We start from the raw sequence: 16119 nt of genomic DNA, 5'->3' as shown, positions 1-16119 counted from the left end.
ATCGGGGGGATGCTGCTGCGGTTGTGCGGCCCCCGAAACCGGACCGACACGGCTTTCACACGAATCTCAGAATTCCCTGACCGTTCTCTAACTTCCAGCAAACGGCCCGCACAGTCCCCGCCCCGAGCATCACGGGCATGGAGTCCCCCAGAGCCACTTCCGGTTCCCGCCGCGGCCGGCGCCGCGCCCGGCCCCGGCGCCGGGCCGTTCTCTACGTCTCCCTCGCCACGGCCGCCGTCGTCGGCGCGACGGCGGCGGGGACCGTGTACGTGCAGGCGCACGCCCGTGACGGCGCCGTATCCTCGACCTCGTCGCCGTCGCCCTCCCTCTCGGCCTCGGCGGACGGGGAGGCATCAGTGGAGCCCGTGACGGAACCGGCGGCCGTGGACCGGGACGCGCTGCTGAGCACGGCGATGGCGAAGGTGACCGTGCCGGCGGGGGCGAAGGTGTCGGCGGCGGTGCTGGACCTGGACGCCGGTGACAGCGCGGTGTACGGCGACGCGGCCTTCGACACCGCGAGCATCGTCAAGGTCGACATCCTGGCGACGCTGCTGCTCCAGGCGCAGGACGCGGGGCGGCATCTGACGGCGACGGAGAAGGCGTACGCCACGAAGATGATCGAGAACAGCGACAACACGTCGGCGTCCGAGCTGTGGGACATCATCGGCAGGGCGGCGGGGCTGGACGCGGCGAACAAGCGGTTCGGGCTGACGTCGACCGAGGGGGGCGACGGGGCGCTGTGGGGGCTGACCCAGACCACGGCGGCGGACCAGCTCGTCCTGCTGCGGCAGGTGTTCGGGGACGGTTCGAAGCTGAGCGAGGCCTCGCGGGCGTATGTCCAGGGGCTGATGAAGACGGTCGAGTCCGACCAGCGGTGGGGGGTTTCCGCGGCAGGGGACGGTTCCGGGTTCGCGCTGAAGAACGGGTGGCTGGCGCGGAGCACGACCGGGCTGTGGGATGTCAACAGCATCGGGCGGGTGACGGTGGACGGGACGGACTACCTGCTGGCCGTGCTGTCGAAGGGGACCGTGAGCCAGGCGAAGGGGATCTCGCTGGTCGAGGCGGCTGCGAAGGCGGCGGTGGGGTCGTTCACGGGGGCGGATTCGTCGGCGTCGGTGTCGGCTTCGGCTTCGGCTTCGGCTTCGGCTTCGGCTTCGGCTTCGGCTGCAGATTCGGCTGCGGCTTCGCAGTAGGGGGAGGGTGCGGGGGTTCGTGGGCGGGTGCGGGCCCGGTGGGGGCTGGTCGCGCAGTTCCCCGCGCCCCTTTCGGGGCGCCTGACCTTGGGCGTGTCAGACGGTCAGGGTGTGCGGCGGCGGGATCGCCACAGGACTGTCGCGGCCACCAGGAGGACGCCGCCTGCGCCGCCCGCCAGGGGGGCCGCCCAGTCGGAGGCGTTCGTCGTGGTCTTCTCCGCGTCGGGGCCCGGTCCGAAGTACTTCTTCCCGTACGACGCCGCCGTCAGGTTCTCCGTCCTGAGCTTGGCCGCCGCCTTGATGGCCGCCGCCGGATCGATCATGCCGAAGCCCCGGGAGTCGTCGCGGCCGCCGGACGGGGCGTCGCGGGCGGTGTCCTCCACGAGCTTCTTGACCTGCGCCGGGGTGAGCCCCGGATGGGCGGCCTTGATCAGGGCCACGGCTCCTGAGACGAAGGCGGAGGCCGCGCTGGTCCCCCAGCCCTCGTAGTACTTGTGGTCCGGGTCCGCGATGACGATGTCGTCGCCGGGCGCGCTGACCGTGGCGTACCAGCGGCGGGTGGAGAAGGAGGCGCGGGTGCCGAACTTGTCCACGGCGGTGGCCGCGATGACACCCGGGTATGCGGCCGGGTACGAGATGTGGTCGCCCTTGTCGCCGCCGTTCCCGGCCGAGGCGACCACCACGACGTCCTTCTTCAGGGCGTACTGGATGGCCTCGTCCTCGCTGGGTTCGGGGTGCGCGGAGTCGGAGTCGTCGCCGAGGGAGAGGTTGATGACGTCGGCGCCGTGGTCGGCGGCCCAGCGGATGCCCTCGGCGAGGGCGTCGCCCCGGGTGGAGCGGGCCTTGCCGCGGGCGCTGTCGCCGTCCTCGAGGATCACCCGGACCGGCAGGATCCTGGCCTCCGGCGCCACGCCCATCACGCCGTCGCCGTCGCCGATCCCGTGGCCGTGACCGGCGATGATGCCGGCCATGGCGGTCCCGTGCCGGGCCCAGTCGCGCTGGCCCTCGCGGGCACCGAAGCCGATCATGTCCTTGGCGGCCAGAACGTTGCCGGCCAGGTCGGGATGGTCGGCCTCGACACCCGTGTCCAGGACGGCGACCGTGACGCCCTTGCCCTTGGTGGTCCTCCAGGCCTCGTCGAGGTGCAGGGCGGACAGGCCCCACTGCTGGGCGCGGATGCTGTCCGCGTACGCGGTGGTGGACGGCAGGAGGGCGACCGAACCGGCGAGCAGCAGGCTCACCGCGGCCCCGGTTGCGCGGCGCTTCATGAGGGCTTCTCCGTTGCCGGGCCGGTGATGGTCTGGCGCAGTCGCCGTTCGACGCGGTCGGCCAGGCCCTGTGCCTCGTTGCCGAGGCCGGCCTGGGCCGCGGCCGTGGTGGCGCCGGACGCCTCGGCGTCGGCGGCGGCCTGCGGGGAGTCGACGGTACGGCCGTCGGCCCAGCCGGAGACCGCGTAGGCGACGACCGGGGAGTCGGTGAGCACGGAGATCGCCCAGGAGGCGCGCTGGTGCGCGCCGAACCGCTCGGCCGCGGTGCCCTTCGCGGCGTACGGCAGGGGCATCAGGTCGGTACGGCGGTCCAGGCGCTCGTTCGCGAAGCGCCTGGCGAGGGCGGTCATGCCGGCCGGGTCGGCCTTCGTGAAGAGCAACCCGACGGTCGTCACGTAGCTCTGGGTGGCGTCGGTGTAGGTGGCGCGGATCAGACGCCGGCACCCGACCGGGGCGAGCACCTTGCGCAGCAGCGGGTCGAAGGCGTCCGCGCAGCCGGTGTCGGGGGCGACGGCGATCCGGGTCCAGCTGCGGTCGGCTCCGCCGGGGCCGGCGCCGGTGCCGAGCACGGTGGGCGGGAACAGTTCGTCGACGGGCACGTTGTGCCACAGGTCGGCGGCGGAGCTGAAGCTGCCGGCCGCGGTCGCGTCACCGCCGTCGTCGATGATCCAGCTGCCGGTCACCGCGCCGCCGATGAGGCCGAGGCCGAGCACCATGCAGGCGGCGGCAGCGGCGGTGCGGGGGGCCACGCGACCGACCAACGACAGCCCCCGCCCCCGCTCGTCGTACCCCTCCGGCTCACCGAACGTGACAACGGGCCGGTCCCGGCCGGGAGTTCCCGCGGTGGCGCTCCACGACAGGGCGGGGTCCGGCATGGGACCGCCGTGGGCGCCGACGGAACCACCGTGACCGGCGGCCGCCACCGGAGCCGTCACGGGGGGCGCCGCCGGGCGCGGCGGAGCGTCGACGACCCCGGACCGCACCGTCCGCGGCGGCACGCCGGAAGACTGAACGGAAGACCGAGAGGCCCCGGCCCCCGACGCATCACCGACCGCAGAGGCACCACCGGGACGCGGCACACCCCCGGACGCCGGAGCACCACCGGGACGCGGCACACCCCCGGACGCCGGAGCGGCGCCGGGACGCGGCCCGCCGCCGGACGTCGAAGTGCCGTCGGCGGCGGGAGCGTCGCCGGGTGTGCCGTCGGGACGTGCGGTGCCGGCGGGGGTCGGAGTGCTACGGGGCGTCGGAGTGCCGCCCGGTTGTGTGGGGGTGCCGGCCGTCGGAGGGGCCGTCGGTCGGGGCGGGGTGGCGGGGCCGGAGGCCGGACGCGGGGCACCGCCGGGCGTCGGGGGCTCGGGCGGGCGGGGTGGCGCGGCGGGCGTCGGCGACGGGGCCGTGCGCTGCGACGGCGGACTGGTCCTCGGGGGCGTCGTGGGACGGGGCGGAGCCGTGGGAACGGGGAACGTCCGCATGTGGGGGCTCCACGCGCTGCCCGACACCGGCGCGCCGAGGCCGGTCGGGAAGTCACCTCGGGGTCGCTCGACCCGCGCGGGTCCGGCCGTCCCTGCGGAGCCTCCGGCCGCTTCACTCGACGACGATCGCTCGTCCCGCGACGGCTCCGGCTCCGCCGCAGCACGGGAGGCACGCGGCGCACCGACCGCCTCCGCCCCGCCCTCCGGCCGCCGCGACGGTGACGCCCCATAGGAGAGCCGAAACGGCGCACCCCGGACGGCCGCCCCGGACGGGCCACCCCGCTCGACGTCACGACCCGCCGCTCCGGACGGCACGTCACGACCGGCCTCTCGGCCGGGTGGCACCGTCGGTACGGCTCGGGTGCCGATGCCGGATTCGCGGTCGGAGGGCATCGAGGGCGTGCCACGCTCCCCCTCCCACCCGAAGGGCGCGGACGGCACGGTCCGGCCCGGCTCCCGCCCCGAAGAGGCCGGCGGCGGGCTTCCGCCGTCGGTGTCGCGTCCCGGAGGGGACGTCGGTGCGGCTCGGCCGCCGGGGTCCCGCTGGGCGGGGGGCGTCGGTGTGGTTCGGCCGGTGGGCTCGCGGCCCGGAGGGGTGGTCCGGGGTGGGCGGAGGCTGGGGTAGCGGGGACGGGTGACGCGTTCGGTGGGCGTCGGGCCGTCGGCCGTCCGGTCCCCCGTGCTCTGCTCGCCCTGCCCCACCGCACCGCCCCGACTCGTCCGGTCATCACGACTCTGCTGCCCGCCGGGCCGGCCCGGCAGCTGGTCCTGCTGCCCGGTGTCATCGGCCCCACCGGTGAATACGTCGGACCGGCGCGAGCCATTCATCGAGCCCTTCACCCGGTGGGGACGCTCGAAGAAACCCGGTACGTGACCGCCGCCACCGTCGGCCGTGGGCGCGGGCTCATCCGGCGTCGGGGCCGGGTCCGGCGAAGGGCGTCGCGGGATCGGGGCGTGCCGCGCTTCCCTGCTCATGCGCCCCCCGTTTCCTCGTGCCCGGGCCAACTTCCCGTACGGGCCGTCGTGCTCCCCGGCGCGGAGACCTCCGCCCCCGGGCAGGCATACCCCTGCCCGCGGATCATCATCCCGGTGCGGGTCGGGCGACCGGAGCTGGTTCCGTCGTACGTGCGCGTCACTCTACGGGTTGTACGAGCGCGAACGGGAACCAGTCCACGCCCCGGCGGCATCTGCCCGGATCGTCCCCCTACCCTGCGGTAATCCTGTCTGGCAGGCTGCGTCCATGACTGCGCGCGCCGCCGACCGGGCCCGTTACGACCGGGCCACCGCCCACCTGGACGCCCCCCTCGCGATCGTGGACCTGGAGGCCTTCGACGCCAACGCGGACGATCTCGTACGCCGGGCCGGCGGCAAGCCGATCCGGGTCGCGAGCAAGTCCGTGCGCTGCCGCCACCTGCTGGAACGGGTCCTCGCGAAGGACGGGTTCGCCGGGATCATGTCGTTCACGCTCGCGGAGTCGCTGTGGCTCGCGCGTTCGGGGTTCGACGACGTCCTCCTCGCCTACCCGTCCGCCGACCGGGCCCGGTTCGCGGAGCTGGCCGCCGATCCCAAGCTCGCCGCCGCCGTCACGGTGATGATCGACGATCCGGCGCAGCTCGACCTGATCGACGCGGCTCGTGACGGCGGCACCGAAGTGGTCCGGGTCTGCCTGGAGTTGGACACCTCGCTGAAGCTGCTCGGGGGCCGGGTGCGGGTCGGGGCCCGGCGCTCGCCGCTGCACTCCCCCGCCCAACTCGCCGACCTGGCACGGACGGTGGCCCGGCGGCCGGGCTTCACGCTGGTCGGGATCATGGGGTACGAGGGGCACATCGCCGGGGTCGGGGACGACGTCGCCGGCCGGCCCCTGCGGTCCCGCGCGGTGCGGCTGATGCAGGCCACCGCCCGCCGCGAGCTGGCGGAGCGGCGTGCCGCCGTGGTGCGGGCGGTCCGGGCGGTCGCGCCGGACCTGGAGTTCGTCAACGGCGGCGGTACGGGCAGTGTGGGGACCACGGCGGCGGAGGACGCGGTCACCGAGATCGCGGCCGGCTCGGGCCTGTACGTGCCGCGGCTCTTCGACAACTACACGTCGTTCACCGGCCGGCCGGCCGCGCTGTTCGCCATGCCGGTGGTACGGCGGCCCGGCGTCGGGGTGGTCACCGTGCTCGGCGGTGGCTATCCGGCCTCGGGCGTCGCGGGCACCGACCGGCTGCCCGTGCCGTACCTCCCGGAGGGGCTGTCGTACGACGCGCAGGAGGGCCCGGGCGAGGTGCAGACCCCGTTGCTCGGCTCGGCGGCGGACGATCTGCTGATCGGCGACAAGGTGTGGTTCCGGCACGCCAAGGCCGGCGAACTGTGCGAGCGGTTCCCGGAGTTGCAGTTGGTCGAGGGCGACCGGGTGACGGCGGCCGTACCGACGTACCGCGGTGAGGGTCACACCTTCCTCTGACCGCGGGGCCGGGCCGGCCACGCCGGTGCCCGGCCCCCACGGACGCCTACAGGGGCGTGACGTACGCCCCGGAGATCCCGCCGTCCACCAGGAAGTCACTGGCGTTGACGAACGAGGAGTCGTCGCTGGCCAGGAAGGCGACGGCGGCGGCGATCTCCTCGGCCTCGGCGAACCGGCCGAGCGGGATGTGCACCAGGCGGCGGGCGGCCCGCTCCGGGTCCTTGGCGAACAGCTCCTGGAGCAGCGGGGTGTTGACCGGGCCGGGGCAGAGCGCGTTGACGCGGATGCCCTCGCGGGCGAACTGCACGCCGAGTTCCCGGGACATGGCCAGGACTCCGCCCTTGGAGGCGGTGTACGAGATCTGCGAGGTGGCCGCGCCCATCCGGGCCACGAAGGACGCCGTGTTGATGATGGAGCCCTTGCCCTGCCGCCGCATGTAGGGGATGGCGGCCTTGCAGCACAGGTAGACGGAGGTGAGGTTGACCTCCTGGACGCGCTTCCAGGCCTCCAGCCCGGTCTCCAGGATGGAGTCGTCGTCGGGCGGGGAGATACCGGCGTTGTTGAAGGCGATGTCGACGCTGCCGTAGGTGTCGTAGGCCGTCTTGAACAGGGCCTCGACCTGCTCGGCGTCGGTGACGTCGACCTTGACGAAGATCCCGCCGACCTCCTCGGCGGCGGCCTTGCCGCGGGTCTCGTCGACGTCGCCGCAGACGACGTGCGCGCCCTCGGAGGCCAGCCGCCGCGCGGTGGCGAGGCCGATGCCGCTGCCCGCGCCGGTGATGACGGCGGTACGGCCGACGAGCCGGCGGCAGACGATCTCTTCGGTGGATGCGGTCACTGTGCGGGGCCCTCCGTGCTGATGAAGACGTTCTTGGTCTCGGTGAAGGCGGTGAGGGCGTCCGGGCCGAGCTCGCGGCCGATCCCCGACTGCTTGAAGCCGCCGAAGGGGGTCCAGTAGCGGACGCTGGAGTGGGAGTTGACGGACAGGTTGCCGGCCTTGACGGCCCCCGAGACGCGCAGGGCACGGCCCACGTCCCGGGTCCAGATGGAACCGGAGAGGCCGTACTCGGTGTCGTTGGCGAGCCGGACCGCGTCCGCCTCGTCCTCGAAGGGGATGACGACGGCGACCGGTCCGAAGACCTCCTCGACGGCCACGCGCGCCCGTGGGTCGACGTCGGTGAGCACGGTCGGCGGGAACCAGAAGCCGGGGCCCTCGGGGGCCGTGCCGCGGATGCCGGGCGCGTCCGCGTCGACGTAGGAACGGACGCGTTCCAGCTGGGACTTGGAGATCAGCGGGCCGATGTCCGTCTTCTCGTCCGCCGGGTCGCCCACGGTGACGGACTCGATCGCGGGGGCGAGGAGTTCCAGGAAGCGGTCGTGGACCGTCCGCTGGACGAGGATGCGGGTGCGGGCGCAGCAGTCCTGTCCGGAGTTGTCCAGGAAGGACATCGGGGCGGCGGCGGCCGCCGCCTCGAGGTCGGCGTCGGCGAAGACGATGTTGGGGCTCTTGCCGCCGAGTTCGAGGGTCACCCGCTTCACCTGGTCGGCACAGCGCGCCATGATGCGCTTGCCGACGCGGGTGGAGCCGGTGAACACGATCTTGGCGACGCCCGGGTGTCCCACCAGCGCCTCGCCCGCGATGTCGCCGCGGCCCGGCAGGACCTGGAACAGGTGCTCGGGCAGGCCTGCCGCCAGGGCGAGTTCGGCGAGCCGGAGCGCGGTGAGCGGGGTCGTCTCGGCGGGCTTGAGGATCACCGCGTTGCCGGCGGCGAGGGCGGGCGCGGTGCCCCACGCGGCGATGGGCATCGGGAAGTTCCAGGGGGCGATGACGCCGACGACCCCGAGGGGTTCGAGGAGGGTGACGTCGAGGCCGCCGGGGACGGGAATCTGGCGTCCCGTCAGGCGCTCCACCCCGCCGGCCGCGTAGTCGAGCAGGTCGCGGACGTTGCCGGCCTCCCAGCGGGCGTTGCCGATGGTGTGCCCGGCCTCCCGGACCTCCAGCCGGGCGAGTTCTTCCCGGTGTTCGTCGACGACGGCCGCGAACCGGCGCAGCAGCCGGGCCCGTTCGGCGGGCGCGAGGGCGGACCACTCGGCCTGGGCCCGTGCGGCCCGGTGCACGGCGGTGTCCACGTCCTGCTCCACGGCCCCCGCGACGGTCGCGATCACCTCCTCCGTGGCCGGGTTGAGGACGTCGAGTGCGTACTGTTGCGACAAGTGGTGCCTCACATGCGTTCGAAGGAGCGGCGCAGCTCCCAGTCGGTCACCGCGGCGTCGAAGGCCTCCAGTTCGACGCGGGCCATGTTGCGGTAGTGCGCGACGACCTCGTCACCGAAGGCGGCCCGGGCGACGGGGCTGTTCTCCCAGAGTTCGGCGGCCTCGCGGAGGGTGGTCGGGACGTGCGCGAAGTCGGCGGCGTAGGCGTTGCCGGGGCAGGGTTCGGGAAGTTCCAGCTTGTGTTCGATGCCGTACAGGCCGGCCGCGACCAGTCCGGCGACGGCGAGGTGCGGGTTGACGTCGCCCCCGGGCAGCCGGTTCTCGAAGCGCAGCGAGCGGCCGTGGCCGACGACCCTGAGCGCACAGGTGCGGTTGTCGTGGCCCCAGGCCACCGCGGTCGGGGCGAAGGAGCCCGGCTGGAACCGCTTGTAGCTGTTGATGTGGGGGGCGTAGAGGAGCGAGAAGTCCCGGAGGGCGACGAGCTGTCCGGCGAGGAAGTGCCGCATGACGTCGGACATGCCGTGCTCGGCCGCGAACACGTTACGGCCGTCCGGGTCCGTCAGCGACAGGTGGATGTGGCAGGAGTTGCCCTCGCGTTCGTTGTACTTCGCCATGAAGGTGAGGGAGACGCCCTCCTGGGCGGCGATCTCCTTGGCTCCGGTCTTGTAGATCGCGTGCTGGTCGCAGGTGACCAGGGCCTCGTCGTAGCGGAAGGCGATCTCGTGCTGGCCGGGGTTGCACTCGCCCTTGGCGGACTCGACGGTCAGTCCGGCGCCCGCCATCTCGTTGCGGATCCGGCGCAGCAGGGGCTCGATCCGTCCGGTCCCCAGCACCGAGTAGTCGATGTTGTACTGGTTGGCCGGGGTCAGCCCGCGGTAGTTCGCGTCCCAGGCGGCCTCGTACGTGTCCTTGAACACGATGAACTCCAGCTCCGTACCGACCTGCGCGGTGTAGCCGAGTTCGGCGAGGCGCTCCAGCTGGCGGCGGAGGATCTGGCGGGGGGCGGCGACGACCGGGGAGCCGTCGTTCCAGGCGAGGTCGGCGACGAGCATCGCGGTGCCCGGGTTCCAGGGCACACGGCGGAGGGTGGCGAGGTCGGGGTGCATGGCGAAGTCGCCGTAGCCGCGGTCCCAGGAGGACATGTCGTAGCCGTCGACGGTGTTCATCTCGGCGTCGACGGCGAGGAGGTAGTTGCAGCCCTCGGTGCCGTGCCGGAGGACCTCGTCGAGGAAGAACCGGGCGGCGAACCGCTTGCCCTGCAACCGCCCTTGCATGTCGGGGAAGGCCAGGACGACAGTGTCGATCTCGCCGCCCGCGACGAGGGTGTGCAGTTCCTCGACGCTCAGCGGGGGTGTGCGGTCTGCCACGGGGGAGCTCCTTCGGCTTCTCTCACGTCGGTACTGCACTGCTGCGGCCGGGCCGGGAGCTCTAAGGTATGGGTGAGAACCATTGCTTGGGAAGGGGGTACGGCCCTATGTCGCTGGACGCGGACGGCGCCCTCGACGACCCGTTGACGCCGGTGCTGCGGCCGGTACGGGCGGGCAACGGCTTCGAGGAGGCGCTGGAGCAGATCCTTCAGGTGGTCCGTCTCGGCCTGGTCCCGGGCGGCGGACGGCTGCCCGCCGAGCGGGAGCTCGCGGAGCGCCTCGGCATCAGCCGGGTGACGCTGCGCGAGGTGCTGAAGGTGCTCCAGGACCAGGGCCTGGTGGAGTCCCGCCGGGGGCGGTACGGCGGCACGTTCGTACTGCCGCGGACGGACGCGGGCGGCGAGGACGAGCTGCGCCGCCGGGTCGCCGAGGTCGACATCGAGGACGTGCTGCGGTTCCGCGAGGTGCTGGAGGTGGGGGCGGCCGGACTGTGCGCGTCGCACGGCCTGCCGCCCGACCAGGCGAACCGCCTCCGGGAGGCCCTGGCCCGCACCCACGAGGCACCGCTCGCGGACTACCGCCGCCTGGACACGCTGCTGCACCTGACGATCGCCGAGCTGTGCGGCTCGCCCTCCCTCACCGCCCAGTACGCGGCGGTTAGGGCGACGGTCAACGACCTGCTGGACTGCATCCCGCTGCTGGTCCGCAACCTGGAGCACTCGCAGCGCCAGCACATCGCGCTGGTGGAGGCGGTGCTGGACGGGGACGCCGACGGCGCCCGGGAGATGATGCGGGAGCACTGCGCGGGCACGGCGGCCCTGCTGCGCGGATTTCTGGCGTGACGACCGGCTCCCGTGCCAAAAAGGTACGCACAGACACCTTTGTCTCTCGGGAGGGGCCCATGGCCGGACGGCCGCTGATCGGCGTGAGCACGTATCTGGAGGCCGGCACGCGCTGGGGCGTCTGGGAGCTGCCGGCGGCCCTGCTGCCCGCCGGGTACCCGCGCCTGGTCCAGCGGGCGGGCGGGCTGGCCGCGATGCTGCCCCCGGACGCTCCCGAGCACGCGGCGGCCGCGGTGGCCCGCCTGGACGGTCTGGTGATCGCGGGCGGCCCGGACGTCGAGCCGGTCCGCTACGGTGCCGAGCCCGGCCCCCGCACCGGCCGCCCCGACCGGCCCCGGGACGCGTGGGAACTGGCCCTGATCGAGGCGGCCCTGGCGGCGCGGCTCCCGCTCCTCGGCATCTGCCGGGGCATGCAGCTCCTGAACGTCGCCCTCGGGGGGACCCTCGTCCAGCACATCGACGGTCACGCGGAGACACCCGGCGTCTTCGGCCACCACCCCGTCAAGCCGGTCCCCGGCACGCTGTACGCCGGCACGGTCCCGGAGGAGACGTCGGTCCCGACCTTCCACCACCAGGCGGTGGACCGCCTCGGGACGGGGCTGGTGGCCTCGGCCCTCGCGACGGACGACGGCACGATCGAGGCGGTCGAACTCCCCGCCGAACACGGCTGGGTCCTCGGCGTGCAGTGGCATCCGGAGATGGGCGGGGACCTGCGGGTGATGCGGGCGCTGGTCACAGCCGCGTCCTGAGCCAGGCCAGAGCCGCGTCGCCCTGGGCGCGCTGGAACGGGCGCAGCGCGGGCAGACCGGGCGGCGCCGGCCGCACCGAGTGTGCGAGGAAGTACCCGGTGAGCGCGGCCAGGACGGCGGTGACCCGGGCGGGGTCGGCGTCCCGCCCGAGCGGATGCGCCGTGAACACCCGCTCCGGGTCCGGGCCGCCCTGGGCCCGTACGCACGGCAGCATCACGAGGAGGTCGAACCAGGGGGCGGCGCGCACGGCGTGCGGCCAGTCGACGAAGACCACCGCGCCGTCGGCGGTGAGCAGCATGTTGTCGGCCCGCAGGTCGGCGTGGGCGAGGGTGTCGCCGGCGACGGACCCGGGCCAGGGGGCGGCGAGTCCGGCCAGTTCCGCGAGGTGCGAGACGGTCCACTCGTCCAGGCGGTCGAGGGCTTCCGGGGGACCCTCGGCCAACTGGCGCCAGCCGTCGAAGGAATCCGCGAGGTGCTCCGCGGCGGGCGGGGCGTCGACCGGGGACGGGGTGAGGGTACGACCGAGGGTGGCCACGGCGTCCAGGACGCGGCGCAGCTCCCCGGGGCGCCAGGGGACGTGCGGCTGCCGCCCGTCGACCTCCTCGAAGACGAGGGCCACCCAGGTGCCGTCGTCGTAGCTGCCGAGGAGCCGGGGCGCGGGGACGGTGGCGGGGAGGGCGGCGGCGTTGCGGGCCTCCGCGCGGTGCAGGGCGGGGCTGTGCGGATTGCTGTCGGCGCTGACCGCCTTGACGAACGCGGCCCGGTCGGCGGCGGTGCGGACTCTGGCGGCGACGCCCGGGGAGAAGCCACCGGGTTGGGTGACGGCGTGGGTGACGGGGGCGCCGCCGAGGAGATCGGCGACCGCGCCACGGACGGCGGCGGGCAGCGCCTCCCAGGGCGTGCGGGCGCCTTCGGCAGGCGGGGCAGCGGGGGTCGGCATGAACGGATGGTGCAGGGTGACACCAGGACCCCGCCACGCCTTCTCACCCCACCACGTCAGCCCCAGGCGAAGGGGCCGCAACGCCTTCTCACCCCACCACGTCAGCCGCAGGCGAAGGGGCCGCAACGCCTTCTCACCCCACCACGTCAGCCGCAGGCGAGGGGGCCGCAACGCCTTCTCACCCCACCACGTCAGCCGCGGGTGAGGGAGAGCAGTTCGCGGGCCGGGCCCGTCGGGCGGTGGCCGGTCGGCCATACCGCTCGCAGGTCCCGGCGCAACGCCACCCCCTCCACCGGGATGCTGACCAGGCGGCGCATCGCCAGTTCCTCGCCCACGGCGAGCTCGCTCAGGACCGCCGGGCCCGCGCCGCCGACCGCCGACGCCTTCACCGCCGTCGTCGAGGACAGCTCGATCAGCGGGCGGGCCAGACCACCGAGGGCCGCGTCGAGGACCTGGCGGGTGCCGGAACCGCGTTCGCGGAGGACGAGCGGGGTCGCCGCCAGTTCCGCCGCGGCCAGCGGGCGCCGGCGGCGGGCCCAGGGGTGGGCGGGGGCGACGACGACGATCAGCCGGTCGTGCGCTATCACCGTCGAGTCCAGCCCCTGCGGGACCGTCAGCCCCTCCACGAACCCCAGGTCGGCCTCGTCCGCGAGCAGCCGCTCCGCCACGGCCGTCGAGTTGCCCGCGAGCAGCGACACCGCCGTGTCCGGCCGCTGGGTGCGCAGCGCCAGCAGCCAGCCCGGCAGCAGGTACTCGGCGATGGTCATGCTCGCCGCGACCCGCAGCCGCGAGTCCCGCCGGTCCCGCAACGCCTGCGCCCCCGCGTCGAACGCCTCCGCCGCCTCCACCACCCGCCGCGCCCAGTCGGTCACCAGCGCCCCGGCGTCCGTGAGCCGGGAGCCGCGCGGTGAGCGGTCGACGAGGGCCACGCCCAGCTGGCGTTCCATCGAGCGGATCCGGCTGCTGGCCGCCGGCTGGCTGATCCCGACCTCCCGCGCCGCCGCCCCGAGGCTGCCGAGCCGCGCCACCGCGAGCAGCAGCTCCAGCGCGCCGAGGTCCGGTACCCGGTGCGCCAGCGTGCCGCCGCCCACCCGTCCCTCCGTCTCACTCATAAGACCAGCTTATGCCCTCATAGAGACGGACTCCCTGGTCGCGGGCCCGGGGCCGCGGGAGCGTGGTCCCATGGTCATCTCAGTCCGGCACCTGGGCCCCAACTGGTACGCCTCCGTGATGGGCACCGCCGCCCTCGCCCTCGGCGGCGCCGCGCTCGGCGGCGGCCCGCACGAGCTCTTCGTCGGCGTCTGGGCCCTGTCCCTGCTCCAACTCGTGGTGCTGCTGACCGCCCGCGCCCTGCACTGGATCCACCACGCCGACCAGGCCCGCGCCCACCTGCGCGACCCCGCCGTGGCCCCCTTCTACGGCTGCCTGTCCATGGCCCTGCTCGCCGTCGGAGGCGGTGCCCTCACCCTCGGCCGGGACTGGATCGGCGAGCCGGCCGCGGTCGTACTCGACTCCGTGCTGTTCGCCGCCGGTACGGCCGTGGGGCTCGCGGCGGCCGTCGTCGTGCCGTACCTCATGGCCGTACGGCACCGGGTCGGGCCCGGCCAGGCCTCTCCCGTGTGGCTGCTGCCGCTGGTCGCGCCGATGGTGTCGGCGGCGCTGGGCCCGCGGCTGGTGCCGCACCTGCCGCCCGGTCAGCCGCGGGCGGCCCTGCTCTACGGCTGCTTCGCCCTCTTCGGGCTGAGCCTGCTGGCCACGCTGCTGATGCTGACGCTCGTCTTCGCCCGGCTGGTCGCCGGCGGTCCGCCGCCCCTCGCCCTCACGCCCGCGCTCTTCCTGGTGCTGGGCCCGCTCGGGCAGTCCACGACCGCGGTGGGCGCCTTCGCCGACGTCGCGCGCGGGGTCGTACCGGCCCCCTGCGCCGCCGGGTTCGGCCTCCTGGCCGTGCTGTACGGCGTACCGGTGATGGGGTTCGCGGTGCTGTGGCTGGCGCTGGCCGGCGCGCACGCGGTGCGGGCGTGGCGGCTGGGCATGCGGTTCACCATGACGTGGTGGGCGTTCACCTTCCCGGTGGGCACCTGTGTCACGGGCACCGCCGCCCTGGGCCGGCACACGGGGCTCGCCGTGTACGACTGGCTGGCGACGGTTCTGTACGGCCTCCTCGTCGCCGGCTGGCTGGCGGCCGCCTCCGGCACCGTGCGCGGGCTGCTCAGCGGCGAGTTGCTCGCCGGGCCCCGACGGGTACCCGTGGCGCCGCCGCCGGTGCCGGGCCGTACGACGTCGGGTGCCGTCCGCTGACCCGCCCGCGGCACGGACCCGGGCGGCTCAGCGGGAGCGGTCCTGGACCGCCTCGATGTGTTCCGCCACCGCCACCACGACGACCCTGGTGTCGGGCACCGTGGCGCGCCAGCGGTGCCGGACCCCGCCGGTGAGGTACAGGGTGTCGCCGCGGCCGAGGCGGTACGCGCGGCCCTCCGCCTCGATCTCCACCGCGCCGTCGGCGACGTACATCAACTCGTCGTTGCGGTGCTGGAATTCGCGGCCCGCGTCGTGGTCGCCGGTGAACTCGGAGGCGTGCAGCTGGTGGTGGCCCCTGACCAGGGACCGGACCCTGGGCGCGAAGTCCGGGTCGACGGCGTCGTCGGCGCGGACGACGTCCACGCTGCACGCCGGGTCGGCCGCGGCGAGGAGTTCGACGGCCGTGGTGCGCAGGGCGTCGGCGACCTTCTCCAGGGAGGCGCGGCTGGGCCGGGCCCTGTCGTTCTCGATCTGGCTCAGGAAGGGCACCGACAGGCCACTGCGCTCGGCCACGACGGCGAGGGTGAGCGTCAGCGCACGGCGGCGCCGCCGGACTGCCGCGCCCACCCGCACGGGCTGCTGGTCCTTGTGGTCGCCCATCGCTCCGGCTCCCTCCTTCGCTCGTCGTCCGCCTTCAGGGTGCCCCGGCCGCGGCCGGTCCCCTCCTGAGGGGTTCTCTGCACCCTACGCATGTTCGGCAAACCGTTTCAGGCGGCCGTCACATCCCTGTCACGCCGAAGCGGTGCGACCCTCACGGTTCACGCCAGTGCGCGGCCTCCCCCGACTCGGCGTGCGCGGACTCCCCTGTCGGGATGAAGACACCGGCCGGAGGGCCCGTCAGCCGTTCCGGCCGGTGTCCGCCGAGGCCTGGGGCATACCGTGACGCTATGTGGTTGGCCGGATCCTTCTCGTAGGCGAGGCCGGGCGCAGCCTCACCACCTGGTCACCTGGTGTGCGGCGACCACAGGGTGACGAGGATCGGCTGCTTCCTCGCGTAGGCTCGCTTGAGCTCGGCGAGCATGGCGGGCGTGGAGCCGTCGACGACCTGGTAGCTGCCGTCCAGGCGTGGCCCTTCAGGTCGGCCAGCGAGTTCACGTCCTTCACGTACGACGGGACGGTGAGCTCCAGGGAGGTGGGGCCGTGCCGACGCCCGCCTCGAAGCCGAAGCCGAAGCCGATGTCGACCTGCCCGATGGCCTCGTTGACCGCGCCGCCGAGGCCGCCGGTGCCGACCATGCCGGCGATGACGACCATCGACAGGCCCAGCATGATGACCACGGGGCGTGCCCCGCGCCGAGCGCGACGCGTACGTGGGCCAGGCCACGGGTTCT

At 74.2% G+C, this 16119-nt stretch carries 14 protein-coding genes and 1 pseudogene; 5 read left to right on the top strand and 10 right to left on the bottom strand.

From position 1 onward, the window contains the following. Positions 1-137 precede the first annotated feature (137 nt). On the top strand, positions 138-1193 hold the full coding sequence (locus tag MB828_RS28930) for a serine hydrolase (protein WP_301650766.1): 1056 nt from the start codon (positions 138-140) through the stop codon (positions 1191-1193). Positions 1194-1297: 104 nt separating this feature from the next. On the opposite strand, the gene mycP is transcribed toward MB828_RS28930, so the two are convergent. Together mycP and MB828_RS28920 are read right to left on the bottom strand one after the other, a co-directional pair. Beyond that, positions 1298-2461 (bottom strand): type VII secretion-associated serine protease mycosin, encoded by a 1164-nt coding sequence (mycP, locus tag MB828_RS28925; RefSeq protein WP_301650765.1) that lies wholly within the window; start codon positions 2459-2461, stop codon positions 1298-1300. Continuing rightward, the gene (locus MB828_RS28920) at positions 2458-3336 is read right to left on the bottom strand and encodes a hypothetical protein (protein ID WP_301650764.1); all 879 of its coding nucleotides are present in this window, start codon (positions 3334-3336) and stop codon (positions 2458-2460) included. Before MB828_RS28920 ends, mycP begins: the two co-directional genes overlap by 4 nt. A gap of 1840 nt (positions 3337-5176) precedes the next feature. On the opposite strand from MB828_RS28920, the gene MB828_RS28915 reads away from it, so the two are divergent. Further along, complete coding sequence (locus tag MB828_RS28915; RefSeq protein WP_301650763.1) at positions 5177-6379, top strand: amino acid deaminase/aldolase; 1203 nt, start codon at positions 5177-5179, stop codon at positions 6377-6379. A gap of 46 nt (positions 6380-6425) precedes the next feature. On the opposite strand, the gene MB828_RS28910 is transcribed toward MB828_RS28915, so the two are convergent. The 3 genes from MB828_RS28910 to MB828_RS28900 are packed head-to-tail and all read right to left on the bottom strand — an operon-like array spanning position 6426 to position 9960. Continuing rightward, a complete protein-coding gene (locus MB828_RS28910) occupies positions 6426-7217 on the bottom strand; it encodes a 3-oxoacyl-ACP reductase (protein WP_133025901.1) in 792 nt (263 codons plus the stop codon). Continuing rightward, positions 7214-8593, bottom strand: coding sequence for an aldehyde dehydrogenase family protein (locus tag MB828_RS28905; RefSeq protein WP_301650762.1), 1380 nt, complete (start codon positions 8591-8593; stop codon positions 7214-7216). Before MB828_RS28905 ends, MB828_RS28910 begins: the two co-directional genes overlap by 4 nt. Before the next feature lie 8 nt (positions 8594-8601). Beyond that, on the bottom strand, positions 8602-9960 hold the full coding sequence (locus tag MB828_RS28900; RefSeq protein WP_301650761.1) for a glutamine synthetase family protein: 1359 nt from the start codon (positions 9958-9960) through the stop codon (positions 8602-8604). Positions 9961-10067: 107 nt separating this feature from the next. Here MB828_RS28900 and MB828_RS28895 point away from each other — a divergent pair, with 107 nt between their 5' ends. Together MB828_RS28895 and MB828_RS28890 are read left to right on the top strand one after the other, a co-directional pair. Then, complete coding sequence (locus MB828_RS28895) at positions 10068-10802, top strand: FadR/GntR family transcriptional regulator (RefSeq protein ID WP_301650760.1); 735 nt, start codon at positions 10068-10070, stop codon at positions 10800-10802. A 59-nt stretch (positions 10803-10861) separates the two neighbouring features. Beyond that, positions 10862-11551: a gamma-glutamyl-gamma-aminobutyrate hydrolase family protein gene (locus MB828_RS28890; protein ID WP_301650759.1), complete on the top strand. Its 690-nt coding sequence runs from the start codon at positions 10862-10864 to the stop codon at positions 11549-11551. On the opposite strand, the gene MB828_RS28885 is transcribed toward MB828_RS28890, so the two are convergent. Together MB828_RS28885 and MB828_RS28880 are read right to left on the bottom strand one after the other, a co-directional pair. Further along, complete coding sequence (locus tag MB828_RS28885; RefSeq protein WP_301650758.1) at positions 11535-12491, bottom strand: aminoglycoside phosphotransferase family protein; 957 nt, start codon at positions 12489-12491, stop codon at positions 11535-11537. The two genes, MB828_RS28890 and MB828_RS28885, sit on opposite strands and share 17 nt — an antisense overlap. Positions 12492-12682: 191 nt before the next feature. After that, a complete protein-coding gene (locus tag MB828_RS28880) occupies positions 12683-13603 on the bottom strand; it encodes a LysR family transcriptional regulator (RefSeq protein WP_301650757.1) in 921 nt (306 codons plus the stop codon). A 70-nt stretch (positions 13604-13673) separates the two neighbouring features. Here MB828_RS28880 and MB828_RS28875 point away from each other — a divergent pair, with 70 nt between their 5' ends. Beyond that, the gene (locus tag MB828_RS28875; RefSeq protein ID WP_301650756.1) at positions 13674-14789 is read left to right on the top strand and encodes a TDT family transporter; all 1116 of its coding nucleotides are present in this window, start codon (positions 13674-13676) and stop codon (positions 14787-14789) included. A 27-nt stretch (positions 14790-14816) separates the two neighbouring features. Here MB828_RS28875 and MB828_RS28870 read toward each other — a convergent pair whose 3' ends face one another. From MB828_RS28870 to MB828_RS46980, 3 genes and pseudogenes are all read right to left on the bottom strand, one after another. Further along, on the bottom strand, positions 14817-15389 hold the full coding sequence (locus MB828_RS28870; RefSeq protein ID WP_133025893.1) for a helix-turn-helix domain-containing protein: 573 nt from the start codon (positions 15387-15389) through the stop codon (positions 14817-14819). A 352-nt stretch (positions 15390-15741) separates the two neighbouring features. After that, positions 15742-15941: pseudogene (locus tag MB828_RS46985) on the bottom strand (glycine betaine ABC transporter substrate-binding protein); the annotation flags it as partial. Further along, positions 15890-16066, bottom strand: coding sequence for a hypothetical protein (locus MB828_RS46980; protein WP_430381446.1), 177 nt, complete (start codon positions 16064-16066; stop codon positions 15890-15892). The pseudogene MB828_RS46985 and the gene MB828_RS46980, both read right to left, overlap by 52 nt. Between the last annotated feature and the right edge of the window lie 53 nt (positions 16067-16119).

The organism is Streptomyces arenae, from assembly GCF_022343545.1.
Classification (GTDB): domain Bacteria; phylum Actinomycetota; class Actinomycetes; order Streptomycetales; family Streptomycetaceae; genus Streptomyces; species Streptomyces humi.
Note: the sequence above shows the minus strand (reverse complement) of the source record. Positions and strands in the feature narration are given on the sequence as shown.

Bases quoted from the DNA above. Each gene is read 5' to 3' on its own strand.
- MB828_RS28930 (WP_301650766.1), top strand. From the start codon at position 138: ATGGAGTCCCCCAGAGCCACTTCCGGTTCCCGCCGCGGCCGGCGCCGC.
- mycP (WP_301650765.1), bottom strand. From the start codon at position 2,461: ATGAAGCGCCGCGCAACCGGGGCCGCGGTGAGCCTGCTGCTCGCCGGT.
- MB828_RS28920 (WP_301650764.1), bottom strand. From the start codon at position 3,336: ATGCCGGACCCCGCCCTGTCGTGGAGCGCCACCGCGGGAACTCCCGGC.
- MB828_RS28915 (WP_301650763.1), top strand. From the start codon at position 5,177: ATGACTGCGCGCGCCGCCGACCGGGCCCGTTACGACCGGGCCACCGCC.
- MB828_RS28895 (WP_301650760.1), top strand. From the start codon at position 10,068: ATGTCGCTGGACGCGGACGGCGCCCTCGACGACCCGTTGACGCCGGTG.
- MB828_RS28890 (WP_301650759.1), top strand. From the start codon at position 10,862: ATGGCCGGACGGCCGCTGATCGGCGTGAGCACGTATCTGGAGGCCGGC.
- MB828_RS28885 (WP_301650758.1), bottom strand. From the start codon at position 12,491: ATGCCGACCCCCGCTGCCCCGCCTGCCGAAGGCGCCCGCACGCCCTGG.
- MB828_RS28880 (WP_301650757.1), bottom strand. From the start codon at position 13,603: ATGAGTGAGACGGAGGGACGGGTGGGCGGCGGCACGCTGGCGCACCGG.
- MB828_RS28875 (WP_301650756.1), top strand. From the start codon at position 13,674: ATGGTCATCTCAGTCCGGCACCTGGGCCCCAACTGGTACGCCTCCGTG.
- MB828_RS28870 (WP_133025893.1), bottom strand. From the start codon at position 15,389: ATGGGCGACCACAAGGACCAGCAGCCCGTGCGGGTGGGCGCGGCAGTC.